The 20,287-nt window shown below is 58.9% G+C and carries 16 protein-coding genes and 2 tRNA genes; 12 read left to right on the top strand and 6 right to left on the bottom strand.

The genetic code is table 11. The features are described from left to right. Window positions 1-151 precede the first annotated feature (151 nt). The 3 genes from xylA to BGE01nite_RS17775 form a co-directional block, all read right to left on the bottom strand. On the bottom strand, window positions 152-1,462 hold the full coding sequence (gene xylA / locus BGE01nite_RS17765; protein WP_146852097.1) for a xylose isomerase: 1,311 nt from the start codon (window positions 1,460-1,462) through the stop codon (window positions 152-154). Window positions 1,463-1,539: 77 nt separating this feature from the next. Further along, window positions 1,540-2,196, bottom strand: a complete 657-nt coding sequence (nth, locus tag BGE01nite_RS17770; protein WP_146852099.1) for an endonuclease III — start codon at window positions 2,194-2,196, stop codon at window positions 1,540-1,542. 12 nt (window positions 2,197-2,208) lie between these two features. Continuing rightward, a complete protein-coding gene (locus tag BGE01nite_RS17775) occupies window positions 2,209-2,703 on the bottom strand; it encodes a 3D domain-containing protein (RefSeq protein ID WP_146852101.1) in 495 nt (164 codons plus the stop codon). Between the two features lie 338 nt (window positions 2,704-3,041). Here BGE01nite_RS17775 and fabV point away from each other — a divergent pair, with 338 nt between their 5' ends. The 11 genes from fabV to BGE01nite_RS17830 all read left to right on the top strand — a co-directional run bounded on the left by fabV (window position 3,042) and on the right by BGE01nite_RS17830 (window position 14,757). Further along, window positions 3,042-4,244: an enoyl-ACP reductase FabV gene (fabV, locus tag BGE01nite_RS17780; RefSeq protein WP_146852102.1), complete on the top strand. Its 1,203-nt coding sequence runs from the start codon at window positions 3,042-3,044 to the stop codon at window positions 4,242-4,244. A gap of 185 nt (window positions 4,245-4,429) precedes the next feature. Next, window positions 4,430-5,836, top strand: coding sequence for a DUF1501 domain-containing protein (locus BGE01nite_RS17785; RefSeq protein WP_146852104.1), 1,407 nt, complete (start codon window positions 4,430-4,432; stop codon window positions 5,834-5,836). A gap of 308 nt (window positions 5,837-6,144) precedes the next feature. Continuing rightward, complete coding sequence (locus BGE01nite_RS17790) at window positions 6,145-7,266, top strand: citrate synthase (RefSeq protein ID WP_146852106.1); 1,122 nt, start codon at window positions 6,145-6,147, stop codon at window positions 7,264-7,266. Between the two features lie 92 nt (window positions 7,267-7,358). Continuing rightward, complete coding sequence (locus tag BGE01nite_RS17795; RefSeq protein WP_146852108.1) at window positions 7,359-7,550, top strand: hypothetical protein; 192 nt, start codon at window positions 7,359-7,361, stop codon at window positions 7,548-7,550. 126 nt (window positions 7,551-7,676) lie between these two features. Continuing rightward, complete coding sequence (locus BGE01nite_RS17800; protein ID WP_146852110.1) at window positions 7,677-9,446, top strand: porin family protein; 1,770 nt, start codon at window positions 7,677-7,679, stop codon at window positions 9,444-9,446. A gap of 123 nt (window positions 9,447-9,569) precedes the next feature. After that, on the top strand, window positions 9,570-10,301 hold the full coding sequence (locus BGE01nite_RS17805) for a polysaccharide biosynthesis/export family protein (RefSeq protein ID WP_146852112.1): 732 nt from the start codon (window positions 9,570-9,572) through the stop codon (window positions 10,299-10,301). Between the two features lie 181 nt (window positions 10,302-10,482). Continuing rightward, window positions 10,483-12,699 (top strand): polysaccharide biosynthesis tyrosine autokinase, encoded by a 2,217-nt coding sequence (locus tag BGE01nite_RS17810; RefSeq protein WP_146852114.1) that lies wholly within the window; start codon window positions 10,483-10,485, stop codon window positions 12,697-12,699. A 51-nt stretch (window positions 12,700-12,750) separates the two neighbouring features. Continuing rightward, the gene (locus tag BGE01nite_RS17815) at window positions 12,751-13,437 is read left to right on the top strand and encodes an HAD-IA family hydrolase (RefSeq protein ID WP_146852116.1); all 687 of its coding nucleotides are present in this window, start codon (window positions 12,751-12,753) and stop codon (window positions 13,435-13,437) included. Between the two features lie 43 nt (window positions 13,438-13,480). After that, window positions 13,481-13,555: transfer RNA gene (locus BGE01nite_RS17820), tRNA-Lys, on the top strand. Between the two features lie 53 nt (window positions 13,556-13,608). Next, a tRNA-Lys gene (locus BGE01nite_RS17825) sits at window positions 13,609-13,683 on the top strand. A 225-nt stretch (window positions 13,684-13,908) separates the two neighbouring features. Then, window positions 13,909-14,757 carry an alpha/beta hydrolase family protein gene (locus BGE01nite_RS17830; RefSeq protein ID WP_218033026.1) on the top strand — a complete coding sequence of 283 codons (849 nt, stop codon included), beginning with the start codon at window positions 13,909-13,911 and terminating at the stop codon, window positions 14,755-14,757. A 61-nt stretch (window positions 14,758-14,818) separates the two neighbouring features. Here BGE01nite_RS17830 and BGE01nite_RS17835 read toward each other — a convergent pair whose 3' ends face one another. Continuing rightward, window positions 14,819-15,982, bottom strand: coding sequence for a 3-dehydroquinate synthase (locus BGE01nite_RS17835; protein ID WP_146852120.1), 1,164 nt, complete (start codon window positions 15,980-15,982; stop codon window positions 14,819-14,821). A 223-nt stretch (window positions 15,983-16,205) separates the two neighbouring features. On the opposite strand from BGE01nite_RS17835, the gene BGE01nite_RS17840 reads away from it, so the two are divergent. Next, on the top strand, window positions 16,206-18,407 hold the full coding sequence (locus tag BGE01nite_RS17840) for an alpha/beta hydrolase family protein (protein ID WP_146852121.1): 2,202 nt from the start codon (window positions 16,206-16,208) through the stop codon (window positions 18,405-18,407). Between the two features lie 655 nt (window positions 18,408-19,062). On the opposite strand, the gene BGE01nite_RS17845 is transcribed toward BGE01nite_RS17840, so the two are convergent. Together BGE01nite_RS17845 and BGE01nite_RS17850 are read right to left on the bottom strand one after the other, a co-directional pair. Further along, window positions 19,063-19,257 (bottom strand): hypothetical protein, encoded by a 195-nt coding sequence (locus BGE01nite_RS17845; RefSeq protein ID WP_146852122.1) that lies wholly within the window; start codon window positions 19,255-19,257, stop codon window positions 19,063-19,065. Between the two features lie 260 nt (window positions 19,258-19,517). Next, window positions 19,518-20,276 carry an AraC family transcriptional regulator gene (locus BGE01nite_RS17850; RefSeq protein WP_146852124.1) on the bottom strand — a complete coding sequence of 253 codons (759 nt, stop codon included), beginning with the start codon at window positions 20,274-20,276 and terminating at the stop codon, window positions 19,518-19,520. Between the last annotated feature and the right edge of the window lie 11 nt (window positions 20,277-20,287).

The raw sequence follows: 20,287 nt of genomic DNA on the forward strand, positions 1-20,287 counted from the left end.
CTATATCTGCGGTTCAATGTCTTTGGGGGGACCACATCTCAGAAGACTCCCCTGCTCCGCACTCTGACGAGTGCTTCTACATGAAGAAGCCCCGCACTTTTGGAGCGCGGGGCTTGGGGTTTCAGAGGTGTTTGAGCGCTCTGATGAAGGATCAGATGAACTCGTTGATGAGGTTCTCGAGCATCTCCTGGCGGCCGGAGCCGATGAGGGGCTCGCCATTTTCCAGGGTGTAGGCTTCGAGCTCTTCAAAGCTGGTGGCGCCGGCTTCGACCTTGGCGCCGATGCCGGTGTCGAAGGTGCTGTAGCGGGCTTTCCTGAAGGCATCGAGACGACCGTCTTCAATGATGGCAGCGGCGATCTTGAGACCACGGGCGAAGGCATCCATGCCGCCGATGTGGGCATGGAAGAGATCGACGGGTTCGAAGGATTCGCGGCGCACCTTGGCGTCGAAGTTCAGACCACCGGTGGTGAAGCCGCCCATCTTCAGGATGACGAGCATCATCTGCGTGGTGAGATAGATATCGGTCGGGAACTGGTCGGTGTCCCAGCCGATGAGCTCGTCACCGGTGTTGGCATCCACGGAGCCGAGGGCATTCGCCGCGACGGCGACTTCCATCTCATGCCACATGCTGTGACCGGCGAGGGTGGCATGGTTGGTCTCGAGGTTCAGCTTGAAGTGCTCCATGAGGCCGTGCTCGCGGAGAAAGTTCAAGCAGGCAGCGGCATCACTGTCATACTGATGAGTGGAAGGCTCGCGTGGCTTTGGCTCGATGTAGAAGGGACCTTTGAAACCGATCTTCTTCTTATAGTCCACCGCCATGTGCAGGAAGGCGGCGAGGTGGTCGATCTCACGCTTGATGTTCGTATTCCAAAGAGAGGCGTAACCTTCACGGCCGCCCCAGAAGGTGTAGCCTTCACCGCCGAGGCGATGCGTAACGTCCATGGCCTTCTTCACCTGAGCGGCGGCGTAGGCGAAGACGTTCGCGTTCGGGCTGGTGGAGGCACCCTGATTGTAGCGCGGATGCACGAAGAGGCAGGCAGTGCCCCAGAGGAGCTTTTTGCCGGTGGCATTCTGAGCCTTCTCCAGCTCGTCTGCGACAGCATCGAGGTTCTTGTTGCTGTCTGCGAGGCTCTTGCCTTCGGGAGCCACATCGCGGTCATGGAAGCAGTAGTAGTCCACGCCGAGCTTGTCCATGAACTCAAAGCAGGCCCACACGCGGCGCTGCGCGTTGGCGATGGAGTCCGTGCCATCATCCCAAGGACGCTGGGCCGTGCCGACGCCGAACGGATCCGCGAGGCTGTTGCGCATGGCGTGCCAGTAAGCGACGCCGAAGCGCATGTGGTCACGCATCTTTTTGCCCGCGACGACCTCGTCAGCGTTGTAGTGTTTGAAGGAGAGAGGGTTCTTGGATTTCGGACCCTCGTATTGGATCTTCTGAATGTCGGGGAAAGCTTCGTTCATAAATGGAATTCGGTTGGGATTGCCATGAGAACTCGAAACCATGAAAAGCGTCAAGCCAGGACGCGTGCAGTTGTGCCTCACGCTTTCTTCGTCTTCAGAGCCTTCTTCCGTTCCGGGAAGAGGGTCTGGCAGATTTCGCAACTGGTGCCATCACAGCCGCGGGCGGAGCAGTATTCGCGACCGTAGAAGATGATCTGCAGATGGAGTTTGTTCCAGGAAGACTCCGGAAAGAGCCGCTTCAGGTCGCGCTCCGTCTGCACGACGTTTTTGCCATCAGTGAGTTTCCAGCGCTGAGCCAGGCGGTGGATGTGGGTATCGACCGGGAAGCTGGGAACACCGAAGGCCTGGGCCATGACGACCTGCGCGGTTTTGTGGCCGACGCCGGGAAGGCGCTCGAGAGCTTCGAGCTCGGCAGGCACTTTGCCCGCATGCTCATCGAGGAGGATCTGGGAGAGCTTCTGAATGGCTTTCGCCTTCTGCGGACCGAGGCCGCAGGGCTTCACTATGGCCTCGATTTCAGAGACGGCCCGCTTCGCGAGTTCCTGAGGAGTGCGGCCGAGTTCGCCAAAGAGTTTGGGGGTGATTTGGTTCACCCGCACATCCGTGCACTGCGCGGAAAGCAGAACAGCAATCAGCAGTGTGAAAGCATCACTGTGATCCAGTGGCACAGGTGGATCAGGGTAAAGCTCCCCCAACCGGCGCAGGACGTAGTCTGATCGTTCAGCCTTGGTCACGGCCTACTTCGCTTAGCTGCGGGAGATGCGGCTGACCATGGCGCGCACATGGCCATAGGCCTGACGGTCACGCAAGATGGCGAGGCTCTTCGAGCGGGAGCCCCACTTGAGCACGCGGATGTTCACGTTGCGCACGCCCCAGGCATTCATGTGAGCCTTGGTGGGCTGGTAGATATCGATCGTGTTCGTGCCGACGAGCGCTGAACCGTAGTCGTCGACTTGGTAGATATAGGGGCTGCCTTCGATCTGGAAAATGGTGCCGACCGGGAAGACCGACCAATCTGCGGCGGCGCTGCGCACCGTGCCGTATTTGAGCTGGTTGCCGACAGCGCTACGAGCGCCATAAATGATGTGGTCCGACTCGCTATGAGTGTAGGCCGTGGTGCGGACTCCCGTGATGCGTGTTCCTTTACGACTAACCACCTTTTGACCACCGGACGAACTGGCGCATGAAGCCAGGGAGAGGGCAGCAAGGCAGGCGAGGAAAAGGAAGGTGGCGCGGGGCATTGTTTAAGATTGTCTGATTATTAACAATGGCTCAAAGACGGCCTATTGTTGGGCAATTGACTGAGGATTGCAATACCTGAATTTTGGGGGTGACCCGGGAAGTCGCCGGATTCAGGAGGATGCTGGGGTCATCCATGGACCTGAGGGGGTGCGGGGGTGTTGAATTTATTTGGGGAGCAGGTCATGAGACCCGGGCTGAAAGCCGGTTTTGTGCCAGGGAGCGGGAGCCGTGCGCTTTCGGGGTGCGCGGTGCTGGAAGTCTGAAATGTGTTGCCGGGGAAGCCTGGGCTGCTAGCTAAATCCAGGTCAACCTTCCACCCAACCCAACTTTCCCCATCATGATCGTCGCCCCTAAAATCCGTGGATTCATCTGCACCACCGCGCACCCGACCGGCTGCGCCAAGCATGTCGCCGAACAGATCGCTGTCGTGAAAGGCCGCGGCCCCATCGCCGGAGCGCCGAAGAAGGTGCTGGTGATCGGTTCCTCCACGGGCTACGGCCTGTCCTCCCGCATCGCGGCAGCCTTTGGCGGCAATGCGGCGACCATCGGCGTGTTCTTTGAGAAGCCGGGTGAAGCAGATCGCTGCGGCACGGCAGGCTGGTATAACACCGCCGCTTTTGAAAATGAAGCCAAGGCCGCCGGACTCTATGCCCGCTCCTTCAATGGCGACGCTTTCTCCGATGCTATGAAGGCGGAAGTGATCGCCGCGATCAAAGCTGACCTCGGACAGGTGGACTGCGTGATCTACAGCCTGGCCTCCCCACGTCGCACACACCCAAAGACCGGCGAAGTGCTCAAGTCCGTGCTCAAGCCAATCGGCCAGAGCTACACCAATAAGAATCTCAACACTGGCACCGGCGCCGTGACCGAGGTCACGCTCGAGTCCGCCAACGAAGACGAGATCGCCCAGACCGTGGCGGTGATGGGTGGTGAGGACTGGGAAATGTGGATCGATGCTCTGCTGGAAGCAGGCGTGGTCGCTGAAGGCACCCAGACGGTGGCCTATTCTTACATTGGGCCTGAACTGACCTGGCCGATCTACAAGAACGGCACCATCGGCCGTGCCAAGGAGGACGTGGAGCGCGCCCAGCGCGCCCTGGATGCCAAGCTGGCCCCGCTGGGCGGCAAGGCCTGGGTTTCCGTGAACAAGGCGCTGGTTACTCAAGCCAGCTCCGCCATCCCTGTGGTGCCGCTTTACATCTCCCTGCTCTACAAGGTCATGAAGGCCGAGGGCACGCATGAAGACACCATCGAGCAGATGGACCGCATGTTCCGTGAGCGCCTCTACAACGGTGCCAATCCACAGCCTGACGAAGTGGGCCGCATCCGTGTGGACGACTGGGAAATGGCCCCGGCCGTGCAGAAGCTGGTGGATGACCGCTGGAAGATCGTGAACACGGAAAATTTTGGCGAGCTGGGTGACTTCGAAGGTTATCAGAGCAGCTTCCTGCGCTTGTTCGGCTTTGGCCTGAGCGGCGTGGACTACGGTGCGGATGTGGATGTCGGCATTGGCATTCCTTCGGTGCCAGCGGTGGCTTAAGTTTTGGTTCTCGGTTCGCTGTTCAGGGTTCTCGGTAGAGGGGAGTTTGGCGAACGTTGATCAAGAGAGAGCAGGGAGTGAAACAGGAGTGTCCGTGCTTCCTTCGTGCGCCCCTCTCAGGTCCCCTGCCCCTACTGCTTTTGGAATTGAGAAACAACTTGGGTGCTGGTTTCGTATTAGCGCCCATGTTTTCCTCGCGGCGTTCCTTTCTTCAAACCTCCGGCTGTGGCTTTGGCTGGCTGGCGGCCTCGGCGCTGGCGCAGAAACAGGCCATGGCGGCAGGCGGAGCGCTGCTAGACAAGCAACCGCATCACACCGCGCGCGCCAAGAGGATCATCTTCCTCTTCATGCAGGGCGGAGTGAGCCAGGTAGACTCGTATGATTACAAGCCAAGGCTGTTGCGGGATGACCAGAAGGTCATCGACATCGCCGATGCGCGCACGGTCGCGAAAACGGGCAAGGGCTCGCCCCAACGGCTGAAGAAGCCGCTTTGGGAATTTGCCCAGCATGGTGAAACCGGCCGCTGGGCATCCAATCTGTTTCCGAACATCAACCGCCATGTGGATGACCTGTGCTTCCTGCATGGCATGCATACCGAAGGTGTGGCGCATGGGCCGGCGACGCTGTTTCTTCATACCGGCACGACGAGTTTCATCCGTCCCAGCATGGGATCCTGGGTGCTGTATGGCCTGGGTGCCGAAAATGAAAACCTCCCGGGCTTCATGACCCTGAGCCCAAGCCTGGGCAATGGCGGACCGCGCAACTACGGCAATGCTTTCCTGCCTGCCGTGTTTCAAGGCACGCCCGTGGGCCGCAGCGGACTGCCCGCCAAGGAAGGCAATATCAAGAACATCACGAACACGATCTGGACTCCAGAGCAGCAGCGCAAGCAGATGGAATTGCTGCGTTCCCTCGGCGGTCATAACATGGCGCCCGGAGACCAGGAGATCGAGGCCGTGCTGGAGAGCTACGAACTGGCGGCACGCATGCAAAACAATGCGCCAGGCACCCTGGACCTGAGTGGTGAAACGGCGGACACGCTGAACCTGTATGGAATCGGTGACAAGGTGACGGACAACTTTGGCCGCCAGTGCCTGATGGCGCGTCGTCTGGCCGAACAAGGAGTGCGGTACATTCAGGTCAATTACGGTGACAACTCAAACAACCCTGCCTGGGACCAGCACAGCAATCTGCCGAAGCACGGAGATCACGCGGCCGCCGTGGACAAGCCGATCGCCGGTCTTTTGAGTGATCTGAAGCAGCGCGGCCTGCTGGAAGACACCATCGTCTGGTGGGGCGGCGAGTTTGGTCGCACGCCCTATGCCGAGCGCAATGGCACGGGGCGCGATCACAACCCCGGCGGCTTTACCGTCTGGCTGGCAGGCGGTGGCGTGAAAGCTGGTTATGCCCACGGAAGCACGGACGAGCTGGGGCACATGGCAGTGGATGGCAAGGTGCACATGCATGACCTCCACGCCACGCTGCTGCATCTGCTGGGGCTCGATCATGAGAAGCTCATCTTCAACCACGCGGGGCGGCCCTTCCGACTGACGGATGTGCACGGTCACGTGGTGAATGAGATATTGGCGTAAAGTACTCATGCGCTTTAGCGCGTGAAGATCTGCGACGTTACGAGGCGATGATCTTCTCGAAATTCGGGGTGGTTTGACTGCTCCACACGGGTGCGGGCTAAAGCCCTGCACTACTTTGGTCCTGCTCGCCGCCACATTTCCATGCCCTCCGCAGCGATCCCCTGTCCGAGGTGTCATTTTTACTCTGCGGCTGTACTTGTCCTGTCAAGAATGCGCGCTAAACGGCAAAAGTAGCATTGCACGGCACACCTCTCGCTAGCAGCTTTCTTCCAACCATCTCAACTCACCCCCCACCCAACACACACGCCATGTCCGTCGTCTCCAAAGGTCTTGAAGGAATCGTTGCCGCAGAAACACGCCTCGGGGAGGTTAAGGGGGCTGAAGGTGTGCTGTTTTACTGTGGCTACGATATCAATGAACTGGTCAAGCTGACCTATGAAGAGGTGGTCTACCTGCTTTACTACAACAAGCTGCCGAACCAGACCGAACTGGACAAGCTGACCACTGCGCTGCGCGCCGAGCGTGAACTGCCCCAGGGCGTGATTGATTACCTCAAGGCTGCTCCGAAGGATGCCAAGCCGATCGACGTGATGCGCACAGCCGTCTCCATGCTGGGCAGCTACGATCTCAAGCGTCACGACATTGATGTCAGCGAAAACCTGGCCACCGCCATCCGCCTGACCTCCCAAATCGGCGTCATCGCCGCTTACTTCCACCGTTCCCGCCAAGGTCTGGAACTCCCTGCTGTGCGCAAGGACCTGAGCGAGGCCGCCCATTTCCTTTACCTCATGAATGGCGAAGTGCCCTCCAAGGAAGCTGAGCGCACCCTGGACATCGCCTACATTCTGCATGCTGAGCACGGCTTCAATGCCTCCACCTTCACCGCTCGCGTGGTAGCCTCCACCCTGAGCGACATGTACTCCGCCATCTCTGCTGCCATCGGTGCCCTGAAGGGCCCGCTTCATGGGGGTGCGAACGAAGGCGTGATCCACATGCTGCAGGAGATCGGCAGCCTGGAAGCTGTGGATGCCTGGGTGGCAGACGCCCTGGCCCAGAAAAAGAAAATCATGGGTATCGGCCACCGAGTTTACAAAGTGCTCGACCCACGTGCCCCTCACCTTCGTGAGATGGCGATTAAGCTCACCGAGCAGCTCGGCGAGGCCAAGTGGATCCAGATGTCTGAGCGCATCGCCCAGATCATGCGCGAGCAGAAAGGCCTGAACGCGAACGTCGATTTCTACTCGGCCACGGTTTACTACAGCCTGGACATCCCAACCGATCTCTTCACCCCGATCTTCGCCATCGCCCGCATGAGCGGCTGGACCGCCCACGTGCTGGAGCAGTGGAGCGAAAACCGTCTCTTCCGCCCTCTAAGCGAATACGTGGGCAAGCCATACGGGCAGAAAGTGGTGCCGATCGAACAGCGCTAATTAGCAGAAATCTCATAGACTACTCCAATGAACACTTGATAAGAGTGTTCATTGGAACTATGACTGGGCGCATGAACCGACGCCCAGCCCCCATGTCCCGCCTACTCCATCAACTTCGCGGTCTGATCAGTGTGGATCCAGGTGATGTGAAGCGACGGGATCTGGCCGATTCCAGGCAAAGCGAGGTGCAATTGGAGCTCGATCTGCTCTTTCAAAACTTGAGCGATAGGGAAAATCGCCGGAGGCGTGTCGAATCTGGCATGATTGATTTGTCGATTTCATAGCTTTTATAAGAGAGAATTGGAGCGTTCAAAAAATACCAAAGCGAAGTTTTTGGGATGGACAATCGGCCCTCAAATTGCTTTTATCTGCGGTCTTTTACCTGTTTCGTTATTCTCTCACAACATCTTATGCTCATTACGAAGGTCCTGCGGCCAGCCATCCTTTCGCTTAGCGCAGCAGTGCTCGCCCAAACCCTCATTGTTTCCGAGAGTTATGGCCAATACGGGGCATCCCCTTCCCAAACGGGATTGTTTTTTGACGATTTCCGCCAGCGCCAGCAGCAGAATCGCTCCTCCGGCTCCGGCACTCGCGATGGCGATGTGACCTATGATTACTCAAGCGGCGTCTATCGTGACAACGATGAAGCGCCGATGGGACAGCGCTCTCCTGATCTGGAGACAGCCCGTGAACTGAGCCGTCCGTCCGTCCGCAGTGGCAGCAATTCCTTCGCCGCGCGCAGCGTGGGTGACTACACGAACTACTCCGGCCAGTACACCAGCCCCACAGGTTTCTTTGCACCCACCTACACGTCTGACCCTTTCATGGACGGGCGCCGGAATGTGAAGCTCGGCCCGGTGAACGTGGGCTTTGGCTTCTTCCAGGGCCTGGAGTATAACGATAACATCAATCGTTCGGCCACGAATGCCGAGAGTGATTTCATTTCGACCACGATGCTCAGCATCGATGCGAACTACCGGATCACCCAGAACAACCGGCTTTCCCTCACCACAGGGATTGGCTTCGACCGCTATCTGGAGAATCCAGATCTGGCTCCGTATGGCAGCAATGGCTTCGTGCTCAACGTGCTGCCGGGCAGCACCATCGCCTTCGATGTGAAGGCAGGGCCGGTGTACTTCACGCTCTACAACCGCTTCTCCGTCCGTCCGGCCACGCGCAGCGACTTCGCCATCGCGCAGAATCAATTGTTCGGCGTGTTCCAGAACGACTCCGGCCTGGCCGCCAACTGGCGCATCAATTCTGACTGGACGCTGGCCATGAACTACATGCACTCGTTCACCGAGGCGCTTTCTGATGGCCGCCGCGGCAGCGGCTCGCGCGGTGAGTTCGACGAGTTCAACCGTGTGAATGATTCCCTGCACGGCTCCCTCACCTACAGCCCCAACGGCACCTGGACGGCAGGCTTTGAAGGCGGCTCCACCATGGTGGATTACGAGAGCGAGTTCAACTCTGATGGCGTGCTGAACAATCTCGGCACGTTTGCAGTGATCCCGATCGGCAAGACGACCTACCTGCGAGTTGCAGGTGGCATGCAGATCTTCGAGTTTGATGACCAGCCACCTGCCGGGGTTGTCGTCGGTGGCATTGCTGCTGGCGGTGTGCCCACAGCCAACGAACTCCGCACCAACACGGGAGACAACAGCGATCTGAACGACTTCTACTACTCCCTGACCCTGAGCAACCGCCTCAACTCCCGGGTTAGTCACGCCTTGAGCCTGGGTCACGAATCCGCGCTCAATCTGACCTCCAACTTCATCACGGCTGACTACGCCAACTACGGCATCACCTTTGTGGCCTGGAAGGGCAGCCGTATCAGCATGAGCGGCTATGTGGAAGATGCGGAAGCTTCGGGCGGTGCCTTTGCCCAGGACTTCTTCCAGTATGGAGGTGACCTCCACCTTTCCCATCGCCTGACTAACAATCTCCAGCTCGGTGTTGGTTATCATTACGGCTACACGGACGCCAGTCCGCAAAGTGGCGCGGTGGTGGCCACCGACAGCGAATTCCGCCAGCATGCCTTTAACTTCGATCTTGCGTATGCCCTGTCTCGCAAGGCCACTCTGAGCTTGGGTTACCGCTACTACACCACTGAGGTGATGGTTGGCGGCGCAGATTTCGACCAGAATCGCATTGTGCTGGGCTTTAACTACAACTTCTGATAAGCTCCACGCCCTGAGGAGAACCGAAATCCTCCGAGATTTGCCGGGAGACAACCTGATGTGTCCCGTGAGCTAAGCCAAGCCAGCCAGCCCAAGCCCCCTCTTTCCCCCTTCGTGCAAGCCATGTACTCTCTGCGTTCCCTGCTTTTCCTCGTCACTGCCACTGCCTCCAGCAGCCTGCTGGCGCAGGACCCAGGTGTCCGTGAGTATGACGAGCGCCGCGCAGCCTCGCCTGCCCCCTCTGTGCAGACTGGCGAGGTGGTGAAGTCTGCCGCCGTGCTGAACTCCATGGAAGTCCTGGATGACAACCAGCCCATCGAAGCCGGCGACGTGATCTCCATGCGCATCGTGGAAGACCGCCGCGAGCCACTGCAGCTTCGCGTGGGTGCCACCGGAGAGGTGAACGCCCCTCACATCGGTCTGGTGAAAGCCTCGGGCCGGACCTGCAAACAGCTCGCCTTTGACGTGAAGCGCCGCCTGGAGCTGAACTATTACAACAGCGCCACCGTCATCGTGGCCATCGACCTGAAGCGCCAGGACAACCCGAATGAGCGCATGCGCACCACCGGGTATGACATCAATTTCTTCACCGTTTACGGCCAGGTGCTCCGCCAGGGCAAATACGAGCTGCCCGTGGACGAGGACATCTCCATCAGCCAGGCCATCCTTCGCGCGGGCGGCTTTGCCCAGTTTGCGAACCCGCAGAGGGTGAAGCTCGTCCGCAAAACTCCCCAGGGAAATAAGACCATTGTGGTCGACCTGGACCAGATCATGCGCCGGGGTAACCTGGAGTATGACATCTACATCCGGGACAATGACGTGATCATTGTGGACGAGAAGAAGGTGAACTTCTGATCCCGTCTGCCCTCCGGCGCCTGCCTCACGAGCTCCAGCCCAAACCCGACTATCGTCCAAGCTGAACAAAAGTTCGTGCAGAAATCCCTGCGGTGAGTCATAGTATCGGCCCTCCCGGTTCGATGTGGCTGTCAGTCGAGTCCTTTGTTCAAGCCTGACACGCCGCCTTTAAGATATCGTCATGGAAAACACCCTGCTTCTACCGCCGCCGGTGCCAGGCCAGTCGGCCACGCTGAGCCGCATTCACGAGACCTCAGCCAAATTTCAGCGCTATAAGATCCTCCTGCGCAGGCGCTGGTGGTTCCTGCTGCTGACTGCGAGCATCGGCGTCTGCGTGCAGGCCCTGCGCATCACCGGCCAGCCAGACACTCATACCAGCCTGGCCAAGCTCGTCGCCGGCGGCCGCATCGTCACCAATGAAGGCGCGGTGAACTGGCAGGAGCAGCTGACAGACTTTTACGGCACCATCATTGAAACGCTGGAAAGTGCTGAGATGAAGAAGCGTGCCATGTCCCGTGTGCATGCGCTGCATCCGGACCTCAAGGACTCCAATGTGGACATTCGCGTGGCGCAGACCAAGGGCTCAGCCATTTTCAATGTCTTTGCCATAGGCTCAGAACCGAAGTTCACCAAGATCTTCCTGGATGCGCTGCTGGACGAGTTCATCGCTGCCCGCCAGCAGATGCGTGAGCAAGGGCTGGAACGTGCCCTGAATTCCTTCACGGAAACCGTGGTGAAGAAGAGCAAGGAACTCTCGGAACGCACCGAGAAACTGGAGGCCTTCCGCAAATCCAACGACACCATCCAGCTCAGCGGTAATCACAATGAAGCCGCCACCTTCCTCATCAATCTGAAGACCAAGCGCGAGCTCCTCAATGGTGAGCTTCGTGACCTGCAGGTGGCGCTTCAGGATGTGGACGCAGCCATGGTGGACCGCGAGCGTGCCACGGTGGCAGGTGCTCCTACGGCCCAAGCGCCAGCTCCCGCCGCCCCCCAGGCTTCAAATACAGAGGCCAATGCCGCTCAGATGGCCGGCACCGTGGACAACAACACCGCCGCCAGCCTGCACATGACCTCCAACGAGCGTGACTACCTTGAGGTCAAGAAGGAGATCATGAAGCTCCAGAACGAGCGATCCAAGCTCCTGCGAAACTTCAAGCCCGGCCACCCTGACATCGTGATCATCGATGAGAAGATCGATTCCGAGAAGCAGCTGCTGACCAACTATTCCGACGAGATCGTGAAGGAGATGCGCAGCCGGGAGGCCACTCTCCTCCGCCAGATCAAGGTGCTGGACCAGCAGATCGGCGAGAAGCAGAAAGAGGCTCTCGAACTTGCGGCCAAGCTGGCTGAGCATGAGCGTCTTGAGGAGGAGTTCAAGGCCGCGAAACTGGCCCATGACCAGATGTATGACAAGGTGGAGGACTTCCAGGCCGTGCAGCAGATCCAGACGGACTATGTGGCCATCCAGGAGCGTGCCTCCAATGCCTACAAAGACGTGCAGAACTGGGTCAAGCCGATGATCTTTGGCCTGGTCGGCGGCCTCATCTTTGGCGTGCTCGTGCTGGTGCTCTTTGACCGCCTGGACGACCGCATGAACTCCTTCTCCGAGTTCCAGGGCCTCTTCCCTGCCGAGGCCGTGCTGGGGCAGATCCCTGAGCAGCGCCAGCGTGGGGATGTGACTCTCCTGCGCCCGAACGACGACCGCCATCTCTACGCGGAAGCCTTCCGCAACGTCCGCTCCTCCATCCTCTTCAAGAACTGGCAGGGCAAGATGCCGAAGACCATCCTCGTCACCAGCGCCGTGCCGAACGAGGGCAAGACCACCGTCACCTCAAACCTCGCCATCACCATGGCCCTGGCCGGTGCCCGTGTGCTGCTCGCCGACTGCGACCTTCGTCGCGGTGGTGTGAGCGAACTCTTCAAGCTGCCGACCACTCCTGGCCTCAGCGAAGTGCTCCGTGACAAAATGCACTGGCGTGATGCCGTGCAGGAAACCGGCGTGCGCGGCCTGGACCTTCTGGCCCGTGGGGAAGTCTTTGACCAGACCTCCGAAGTGCTGCTGGGCAAGACCGCCCAGGAAATGCTCCGTGAGATGAGCGACGAATACGACTACGTCATCTTCGACAGCGCTCCGGTGCTTGTGGCTGACGATACCGCCAGCTTCGCGCCGAAGCTGGACACCGTGCTCTTCGTGGTCCGTCTCTCCTCCACCATGGCGCGCCTCTCCGGCAAGGCTCTCAATCTGCTCTATGAGCGTCAGGTCAACGTCGGCGGCATCATCCTGAACCGCTCGACCACGAACCTGAAAGAGTACACTTACTACAACTACGCCAGCTACTACTACGCTCCGGTGAAGAAGAAGCCGGGTGAAGAGACACCAGGGGTCAAGGCTTGATCCCAGGTTGTTGAAGCAGCGCAGTTCCCTCAGCAGATCTCATTTATTCCCATGGCGGCACGCGGGCTGATTTCCTTCGATGCCGCCGGAACACTGATCCAGGTCGCACGTCCAGTGGCCGCGACGTATGCTGAGGTGGCCAGCACTCATGGAGTGTCCGTCACCACAGAGGCTTTGAAGCTTGCGTTTCGCAGCGCATGGAGCCAGCTGCCGGCACCGCTGCATCCCGAAGGTGCACCGCCAGCAGATGATGATCGCTCCTGGTGGAAGGAGCTCGTCAGGCGTGTCTTCGCAGCAGTTCTCGGCAAGCCGCTGGATGAAGAGGTGCTGTCAGCACTCTTCGATGAGCTTTATCGGCACTACACGAAGCCTGAGGCGTGGACCGTCTATGAAGATGTCTTCCCTGCCCTGGATCTGCTCCGTGATCAGTTCGATCTCTGCGTGCTTTCGAACTTCGACCGGCGCCTGTACAGCATTCTCGAAGGTCACGGGCTGACGCCGTATTTTGGAGCCATCATCATCTCCAGCGAAGTCGGCGCCTCGAAGCCGCATCCGCGCATGTTTGCGGAGGTGGAGCGAAGAATGAATGCCTCCGCCGCAAACATCCTGCACACCGGTGATGATGAGAGAAACGATCTCCTCGGCGCGCAAAAAGCGGGTTGGAAAGCCTGGCATGTGCAGAGACCGCAGGCGAACCTTCAAATTCTCGCTGAAAAAGTCCTTTCTGGAGCAATATAAACTTGCAGCCGCCCTGAAGATGAGTAGTTACCGGCCCCCATCCGCGCAGGTAGCTCAGCGGTAGAGCAGTTGGCTTTTAACCAATTGGTCGAGGGTTCGATCCCCTCCCTGCGTACCACGCTGATGGTTGTTAAAGTTTAGTTTGTTAGGTTAGTCTCGTTAGTTTTACATGCCCAGGTAGCTCAGTGGTAGAGCAGTTGGCTCTTAACCAATTGGTCGTGGGTTCGAATCCCTCCCTGGGCACCATCTCGAAAGAGATGGCTGCCACTGAAAGTAAGTTGAAAACACTGCAAAAAGAACCCGGCGAAAGCCGGGTTTTTTGTGTTCATGACATGTCGCAAGGCTGATTTTCGAGGGTGTTTGCGCGTCCTCGCCAGACAATGACCTCTGCGCATCGCGCGCTTGCCGCACACTCTCGCAGTTTCCCGAAGAAGCGCATCCGCCCCAACGTTTGCGCATGGAATCCCCATCATGATGCGCTGCTCAGTCCTCGTCCTGCTTTTCACCCTGGCATCCTTACGCAGCCTCTTCGCGGCGGATCTTCCCACCGTGGACCAGATGTTTACCGCGTCCACCCATCCGATGCGCTACGCCGTCTCACTGCCCAGCCACTGGTCATCGGACCGTAAGTGGCCCGTGATCATCGCGCCAGCGGCGCACTACGGACACCACCAAGAGACCCTCCAGATGCTGGCGCCCCTGTGTGAAAAACGGAAAGCTGACTTCATCATTGTCTCACCTGTCATCATCAATTCCGATCCGGTGGCGAAAATGAAAGCGTATCGCGGCGAGGTGGCCGACCGCATCAGTTCTGCCGACGCAAAGCTGGGCGAGGGCGTGCGGGACAATTCAGCGCGTGCCGAATTCGACTCCGCAGGCATCCGCGCCATCATCCAGGATGTGCAGCGCCTCTACGGTGGCGAGGATCGCGTTCACATCGTTGGCTTCTCTGCTTCCACGCACGTGGCCTATCTGTTTCTCTTCAATCATCCAGAGTTGCTCAAGAGCGTCTTCATCAACTCCGGCGGTTATCAAGGCCGCGGCGTGGACGCGGATCACATCCCGCTCCTTCACTCGCCCGAACGTGCCCGCGTTGCGGTCAAGATGATCGTTGGCGACCAGGATCGCGGGTTCCAATTCTACGCCGACAACTGGGCCACCACCAAGCCCCTGCTGATCCGCTGCGGCCATCCCGAATCCAGGCTGCACGAGGAAATCATCCGTCAAGGCAACGCGGAAAAACTGCCCGTCGGCCACACTTGGTTCCCAACCCGCCTCATGGATTTCGTCATCGGCATCGAGCGAGAGACCACGCCGTAGCTTCTCATCGCTAAATAAAGCATGAACCTCTGCTGGTCCTGGCAAGTCCCGCTCTTTGATCTCACGCCTCCACCAGTTCCCGCGCGCGGAGCTCGTCCATGGCAGCGAGGATGAGGGAGCGGTCCATTTCGTGGACTTCAAGCTTCTGGCCGATCTTCGGCACAAGGGTGACAGTGAGTTCGCCGCCGAGGTGCTCGCGGAATTCTTCCAAGCCTTCGAGGATGACCGGCTCGCCGGATTTGCCTTCGGCGAGGAGACCGGGATGGAAGGTCTCGAAACCGATGCGCTCAATGAGCTTCAACACGCGCTGGGCAGTCGAAGCATCCAGGATGCCGCGCTTCACGGAGTAAACAATGTCCACAGCCATGCCGATGGCGACGGCCTCACCATGAGTGACTTCGAAATGGGTGATCTGCTCGAGCTTGTGCGCGGCCCAGTGGCCGAAGTCCAGAGGCCGGGCGCTGCCGAGTTCAAAGGGATCTCCACCCGTGGCGATGTGCTCCACATGCAGCTCGGCACTGCGCTGAACCACACGCTCCAGCGCGGATTGCTCGAGATGAGCGAGACCATCCGCCATGCGCTCGATCTCCTCAAAGAAGGCGCGATCGCGGATGAGGGAGACTTTGATGGCCTCGATGATGCCGTTCCGGCGGCCGCGCTCAGGCAGGCTTTCCAGGAAGGAGAAGTCATTCACCACAGCATAGGGCACGGCGAAGCTGCCCACCCAGTTCTTCTTGCCAAAGTAGTTCACACCGTTCTTCACGCCCACGCCGCCATCACCCTGGCTCAGGGTGGTGGTGGGGAAGCGCACGTGGCGGATGCCACGATGAGCCGTGGAAGCCGCGAAGCAGACAAGGTCCAGCACCGCTCCGCCGCCGATCACGAAGACATAGCTGTGACGGTCCAGGCAGGCGTCATTGATGGCCTGCCAGCACTGCTGGACCAGACCGAAATCGTTTTTGCACGGCTCGCCGCCGGGCAGCACCACCACGTCTCCCGCCAGATCCAGCACCTCGGCATTCGCCCGGGCATAGGCGCGGATGTTTTCCTCCAGACGAGGGTTGGCGGAGACCACATGGTCATCAGCAAAGATCAGCACACGAGGGACCTTCGTGGGCCGGTCCAGCATGAGCAGGTCCCGGATGGTCGGGTTCGCAGGAGCGAATACCTCGCGTGTGAACAGAATTCGGTGCGAGTGTTCTAGCCTGATCTTTTTCTCCAGCATGGGGGTCGGTGTCTTTTACCCTCTACGGATACTCTACCTGGAGGGAAAGTTCAAACGAGTGCTGGAGTGAAGTCTTTTCAGTGGAAGCCCGTAAAATGGCGTTCGGAGCGCATCAGTGCCCGGATTCGGTCATCTTCTTGAATTGCGCCGAAACAGCAAAAAAGCACCAGCCCTGGTCACAGCGATCGGGAAAACAGGGCGATGCCCGACGTATTACCCCACCATGACTCCCCGTGCCCTTCCCCTGACGGTTCTGGCTTTGGCATTCTCCACCGTCTGGGCCAGCGCCCAGACTCTGCCCGGCACCCAGCCGCTGGAGGCAAATCCAGACTTCTCCGCCACCATGGTGGCCGGGATCGACAAAATGGCGCTGCGGCTCATTGAGGACTCGAAGTCGACCCGCAAGCCGACCCGGGAGAAGCTCAAAGCGGCGATTGGCCTGGTGGACGAGCGCGTGCCCATCAAGGCGCTGGAGTTCATCGGCGACACTGAATCCCCTGCCCTGCTGATGGAAACCGACCTCTGCCGCGTGTTTCGCGTGCGCTGGCCGGTGCTCGATAACGTGCATGGTGAAGGCCTGTATATCCAGCCGAAGTCGAAACCCCACGCACGCGTGATCTACATGCCGGATGCCAGCGGCACGCCGGAGAAACTGGTGGACGAGTTTCTGCTCACCACCGGGTGCGAGATCGTCATCCCCGCCTTGGTCAGCCGCGAGTCCACGTATAGCACGAACGACAAGTTCAACGTGAAGACAAACCTCGCGCATCGCGAGTGGATCTACCGCCAGTCCTATGAGCTTGGCAGACACATCATTGGTTATGAAGTGCAGAAGGTGCTCTCGCTGGTGGACTGGTTCAACGCGCAGTCCGACCAGGTGCCCGCGCCCGTGCTCGTCGCCGGGGTGGGTGAAGGAGGCATGCTGGCCCTGTATGCGGCCGCGATTGATGAGCGCATTGATTGCGTTTACTCGGCGGGCTACTTCGCGCCGCGTGAGGGCGTCTGGGCGGAGCCGATCTACCGCAATGTCTTCGGCCTGCTGCGTGATTTCGGCGATGCGGAGATCGCCTCGCTCATCGCACCGCGTCCGGTGTCGCTGCAGTTCCTGTTTTATCCAAAGCTTGTAGTTTCCAAGGAGGCGTCGCAAGGGGTGCGCGCCATCGCAGCGCCAGGCAGGCTGGGCGCGCCTGACTTCAAAGCGTTCCAGGCGGAGGTCGAGAAGGCCAAGACGCTCGAGCCGGACAGCCACATCCAAGTTTGCACGATGGAGACAAACAATGAGCAGATCATCCGTCATCTCTTCCCTGCCGCCAAGGCGGATGCCGCGCTGAAAACTCTGAAGGTCACGGGAGCCACGATCACCATCAAGGCAGATGACACCCACCAGGAACGTCTCGTGCGCGAGCTGGAAGCCTTCACTCAGCGCTTGCTGGTGACCACGGAGCTCGAGCGCAAAGAGCAGTTCTGGAACAAGCTGCCGATCAAGTCCATGCCTGAGTATGAGGCGCATACCGCCAAGGAGCGCGAGCGCTTTTGGAATGACGTCATCGGCCGCCTGCCAGATCCGAACCTGCCCATGAATGCGAAGAGCCGCTTCGTCCGCGAGACAGACAAGGTGGCCATCTATGAAGTGACGCTGGATGTGTGGCAGGATGTCTTTGCCTGGGGCTGGCTCTGCCTGCCAAAGGATCTGAAGCCTAACGAAAAGCGTCCCGTCATTGTCTGCCAGCACGGCCTGGAAGGCCTGCCGGAGGACACCATCACCACGGATGAAAAGCAGAAGGGATATGGGCCTTACAAGGCCTTCACCTATCGCCTCGCCGAGATGGGCTTCATCACCTTCGCCCCGCACAATCCGTATCGTGGTCTGGACAACTTCCGCACTCTGCAGCGGAAGCTAAATCCACTCGGCCTCACGCTCTACAGCGTCATCAATGGCCAGCATCAGCGCATCCTCGAATGGCTGAAAGCGCAGCCCTTCACGCCGGCGGACAAGATTGCCTTCTACGGCCTGAGCTATGGTGGCAAATCAGCCATGCGCACACCTGCTGTGTTAAAGGACTACTGCCTCAGCATCTGCAGCGGCGACTTCAATGAATGGGTGCGCAAGTGCGTCTGCACAGACATGCCCATGAACTACACCCACACCCACGAATATGAGATCTGGGAGTGGAACATGGGCCGCACATTCAACTACGCAGAAATGGCCGCGCTCATCGCCCCGCGTCCCTTCATGGTCGAGCGTGGTCACAATGACGGCGTCGGCATCGACGAATGGGTGAACTACGAGTTCGCCAAAGTCCGTCGCCTTTATAACAAACTCCTCATCGGCGACCGCACCACCATCGAGCACTTCGACGGCCCGCACACCATCCATGGCGTTGGGACCTATCAGTTCCTCAAGGAGAGGCTCGATTGGAAATGAACCAGGCGTGGCAGGTGGAGTTGCTCGAACACCATCTCAAACAACCGCGATCTACCTGGATTAGCCTGGATCGCCTCAAAGTGGCCGCCCTTCTTCGAAAGTTGAGCCCAAGCCCCAGTCCCTCCCAATCTCCAAATCTCCTGTGAAAATGACTTGGATCTGGTCGGATTGACTCGGATTCGCCCCAGCCCCCCGCGCAACGCGCCAGTAAAGTAGCCATCACACTCCGTGTGATGAGCCCATGGCGATGCCAGCTGCATCTTCCACGTCCCACCTCACGAGGTCGGATCCAGTCGGATTTCCTCGGATCGCCCCCTCCGGAAAACCACCGTAAACAACCGTCAACCACAGTAAACAACTGTAAACAACTGTAAACGGCTCCCGTGTCCTCCCACTCCCTCTCTCCAAATCTCCTGTGAAAAAAGCTCATACATAGCCCGCACCCTCCCCCGACATCCGTCTCCCCGAAAGTGACCCAAGCAGACCCTTTGGACACCGCGAATCTACAGCATTGCCCTTTCAGTTCTGAGCTTCGCGAACGCAATGATCAGTGAAGTCTGCCACTCATCCCATCACACTGAATATGATAGGCGGGCGCATTCCAACGGAAGCGCGTTTCGAAAAGTTCGTTTTCTTGAGCGGCTGCAGGCAGCCTTTAGGAAGCAGCCGCTGGCGTGGTGCTCGCTGAGGATGGCTCCGCTGTCTCCTCGTCATCAATGACCTGGGTGTGCTCAATGATCTGGGGTCCACTGGAGCCTTTTTCTTTTTTACGTGCCTTTTTTTCGTCCTTCGCGGCTTTCTTGGCGAGATCGCGTTTCCGTTTTTCGAACTGATAGTTAGGTGTGGGCATGGCGTGTGTGTTTGTTTGCGGGTGACGGACAAGTCAGCCGATGGCGGCATGGGATCGCCGAAGAGGACTGGACGCCTGATCAAGATTAACGGGAACACCGCAGGTCTTGCCATTCTTTGCAATAGGATGGGCAGATCTGCGGATGTAGGCGGAGCTCTTTACGGGAGTCAAAGACGGCAATCCTAGCAGGAATTTCCTCGCGTGCGTCGGATATGTCACAGAATTTCCATGCAGGATTCAGCATCGGCACAGACACCCAGTCACCTGCGCCCGGGCATTTGAGGAGTGCGCTGCTGCTGACGATATTGAGCCGGTGACACGCCCATCGTGCGCTGGAAGCAGCGGGTGAAGTGCGCATGGTCGAAGAAGCCGAGCTCGACAGCGATGGTCGCGACCGTGTCTTCTGTTTCGGCAAGCCTACGACAAGAAGCCTCGACTCGAACTCGCAAAAGATACTGCCGAGCCGAAGTGCCAAAGACTCGACGGAAGCCGCGGTCGAACTGGCTTTGCGAAAGGCCGCACATCTTCGCCATCTCGGCACTGCCGAGATCAGTATCCGGCTGGCGGTGCATGAGCTCGATCACCTTGGCAAAACGAGCCTCATCACTGGCTCGGCTGCGCACTTGCTCGAGCTCTCGCGAGACACCGGCGATGCCGATGATCTCGCCCTTCGCATTTCGCAGCGGCAGTTTGCTGGTCATCACCAGACGTGGCGAACCTTCAGCCTCGGGGGCGCTTTCCACACGGTTGATGATGGCCTTGCCACTGCGCATCACCTCTGCGTCGTCGGCACGATACTCATTGGCGCGCTGCTTGGGAAAGAAGTCGTGGTCACTTTTGCCAATGGCGTCCTTCTCCTGCTTCACCCCACAGTATTGCCAGCCGCGGCGGTTCAGCGCCACGAAGCGCCCCTCGCGGTCTTTGATGAAGAAGTTCACGTCCGGCAGCAACTCAAAGAGCCGCACAAGCTCGCCAGCACGGGTTTGACGCAGAAAGGATTGAGGTGAAATCGCCGCCATGATGCGCGTAA

The sequence above is a fragment of the Prosthecobacter gellanilyticus genome (assembly GCF_007992435.1).
Classification (GTDB): Bacteria; Verrucomicrobiota; Verrucomicrobiia; order Verrucomicrobiales; family Verrucomicrobiaceae; genus Prosthecobacter; species Prosthecobacter gellanilyticus.

Excerpts from the sequence above, each read along its gene's own strand:
- xylA (WP_146852097.1), bottom strand. The coding sequence starts at position 1,462 with ATGAACGAAGCTTTCCCCGACATTCAGAAGATCCAATACGAGGGTCCG.
- BGE01nite_RS17775 (WP_146852101.1), bottom strand. The coding sequence starts at position 2,703 with ATGCCCCGCGCCACCTTCCTTTTCCTCGCCTGCCTTGCTGCCCTCTCC.
- fabV (WP_146852102.1), top strand. The coding sequence starts at position 3,042 with ATGATCGTCGCCCCTAAAATCCGTGGATTCATCTGCACCACCGCGCAC.
- BGE01nite_RS17785 (WP_146852104.1), top strand. The coding sequence starts at position 4,430 with ATGTTTTCCTCGCGGCGTTCCTTTCTTCAAACCTCCGGCTGTGGCTTT.
- BGE01nite_RS17790 (WP_146852106.1), top strand. The coding sequence starts at position 6,145 with ATGTCCGTCGTCTCCAAAGGTCTTGAAGGAATCGTTGCCGCAGAAACA.
- BGE01nite_RS17795 (WP_146852108.1), top strand. The coding sequence starts at position 7,359 with ATGTCCCGCCTACTCCATCAACTTCGCGGTCTGATCAGTGTGGATCCA.
- BGE01nite_RS17800 (WP_146852110.1), top strand. The coding sequence starts at position 7,677 with ATGCTCATTACGAAGGTCCTGCGGCCAGCCATCCTTTCGCTTAGCGCA.
- BGE01nite_RS17805 (WP_146852112.1), top strand. The coding sequence starts at position 9,570 with ATGTACTCTCTGCGTTCCCTGCTTTTCCTCGTCACTGCCACTGCCTCC.
- BGE01nite_RS17810 (WP_146852114.1), top strand. The coding sequence starts at position 10,483 with ATGGAAAACACCCTGCTTCTACCGCCGCCGGTGCCAGGCCAGTCGGCC.
- BGE01nite_RS17815 (WP_146852116.1), top strand. The coding sequence starts at position 12,751 with ATGGCGGCACGCGGGCTGATTTCCTTCGATGCCGCCGGAACACTGATC.
- BGE01nite_RS17830 (WP_218033026.1), top strand. The coding sequence starts at position 13,909 with ATGATGCGCTGCTCAGTCCTCGTCCTGCTTTTCACCCTGGCATCCTTA.
- BGE01nite_RS17835 (WP_146852120.1), bottom strand. The coding sequence starts at position 15,982 with ATGCTGGAGAAAAAGATCAGGCTAGAACACTCGCACCGAATTCTGTTC.
- BGE01nite_RS17840 (WP_146852121.1), top strand. The coding sequence starts at position 16,206 with ATGACTCCCCGTGCCCTTCCCCTGACGGTTCTGGCTTTGGCATTCTCC.
- BGE01nite_RS17845 (WP_146852122.1), bottom strand. The coding sequence starts at position 19,257 with ATGCCCACACCTAACTATCAGTTCGAAAAACGGAAACGCGATCTCGCC.
- BGE01nite_RS17850 (WP_146852124.1), bottom strand. The coding sequence starts at position 20,276 with ATGGCGGCGATTTCACCTCAATCCTTTCTGCGTCAAACCCGTGCTGGC.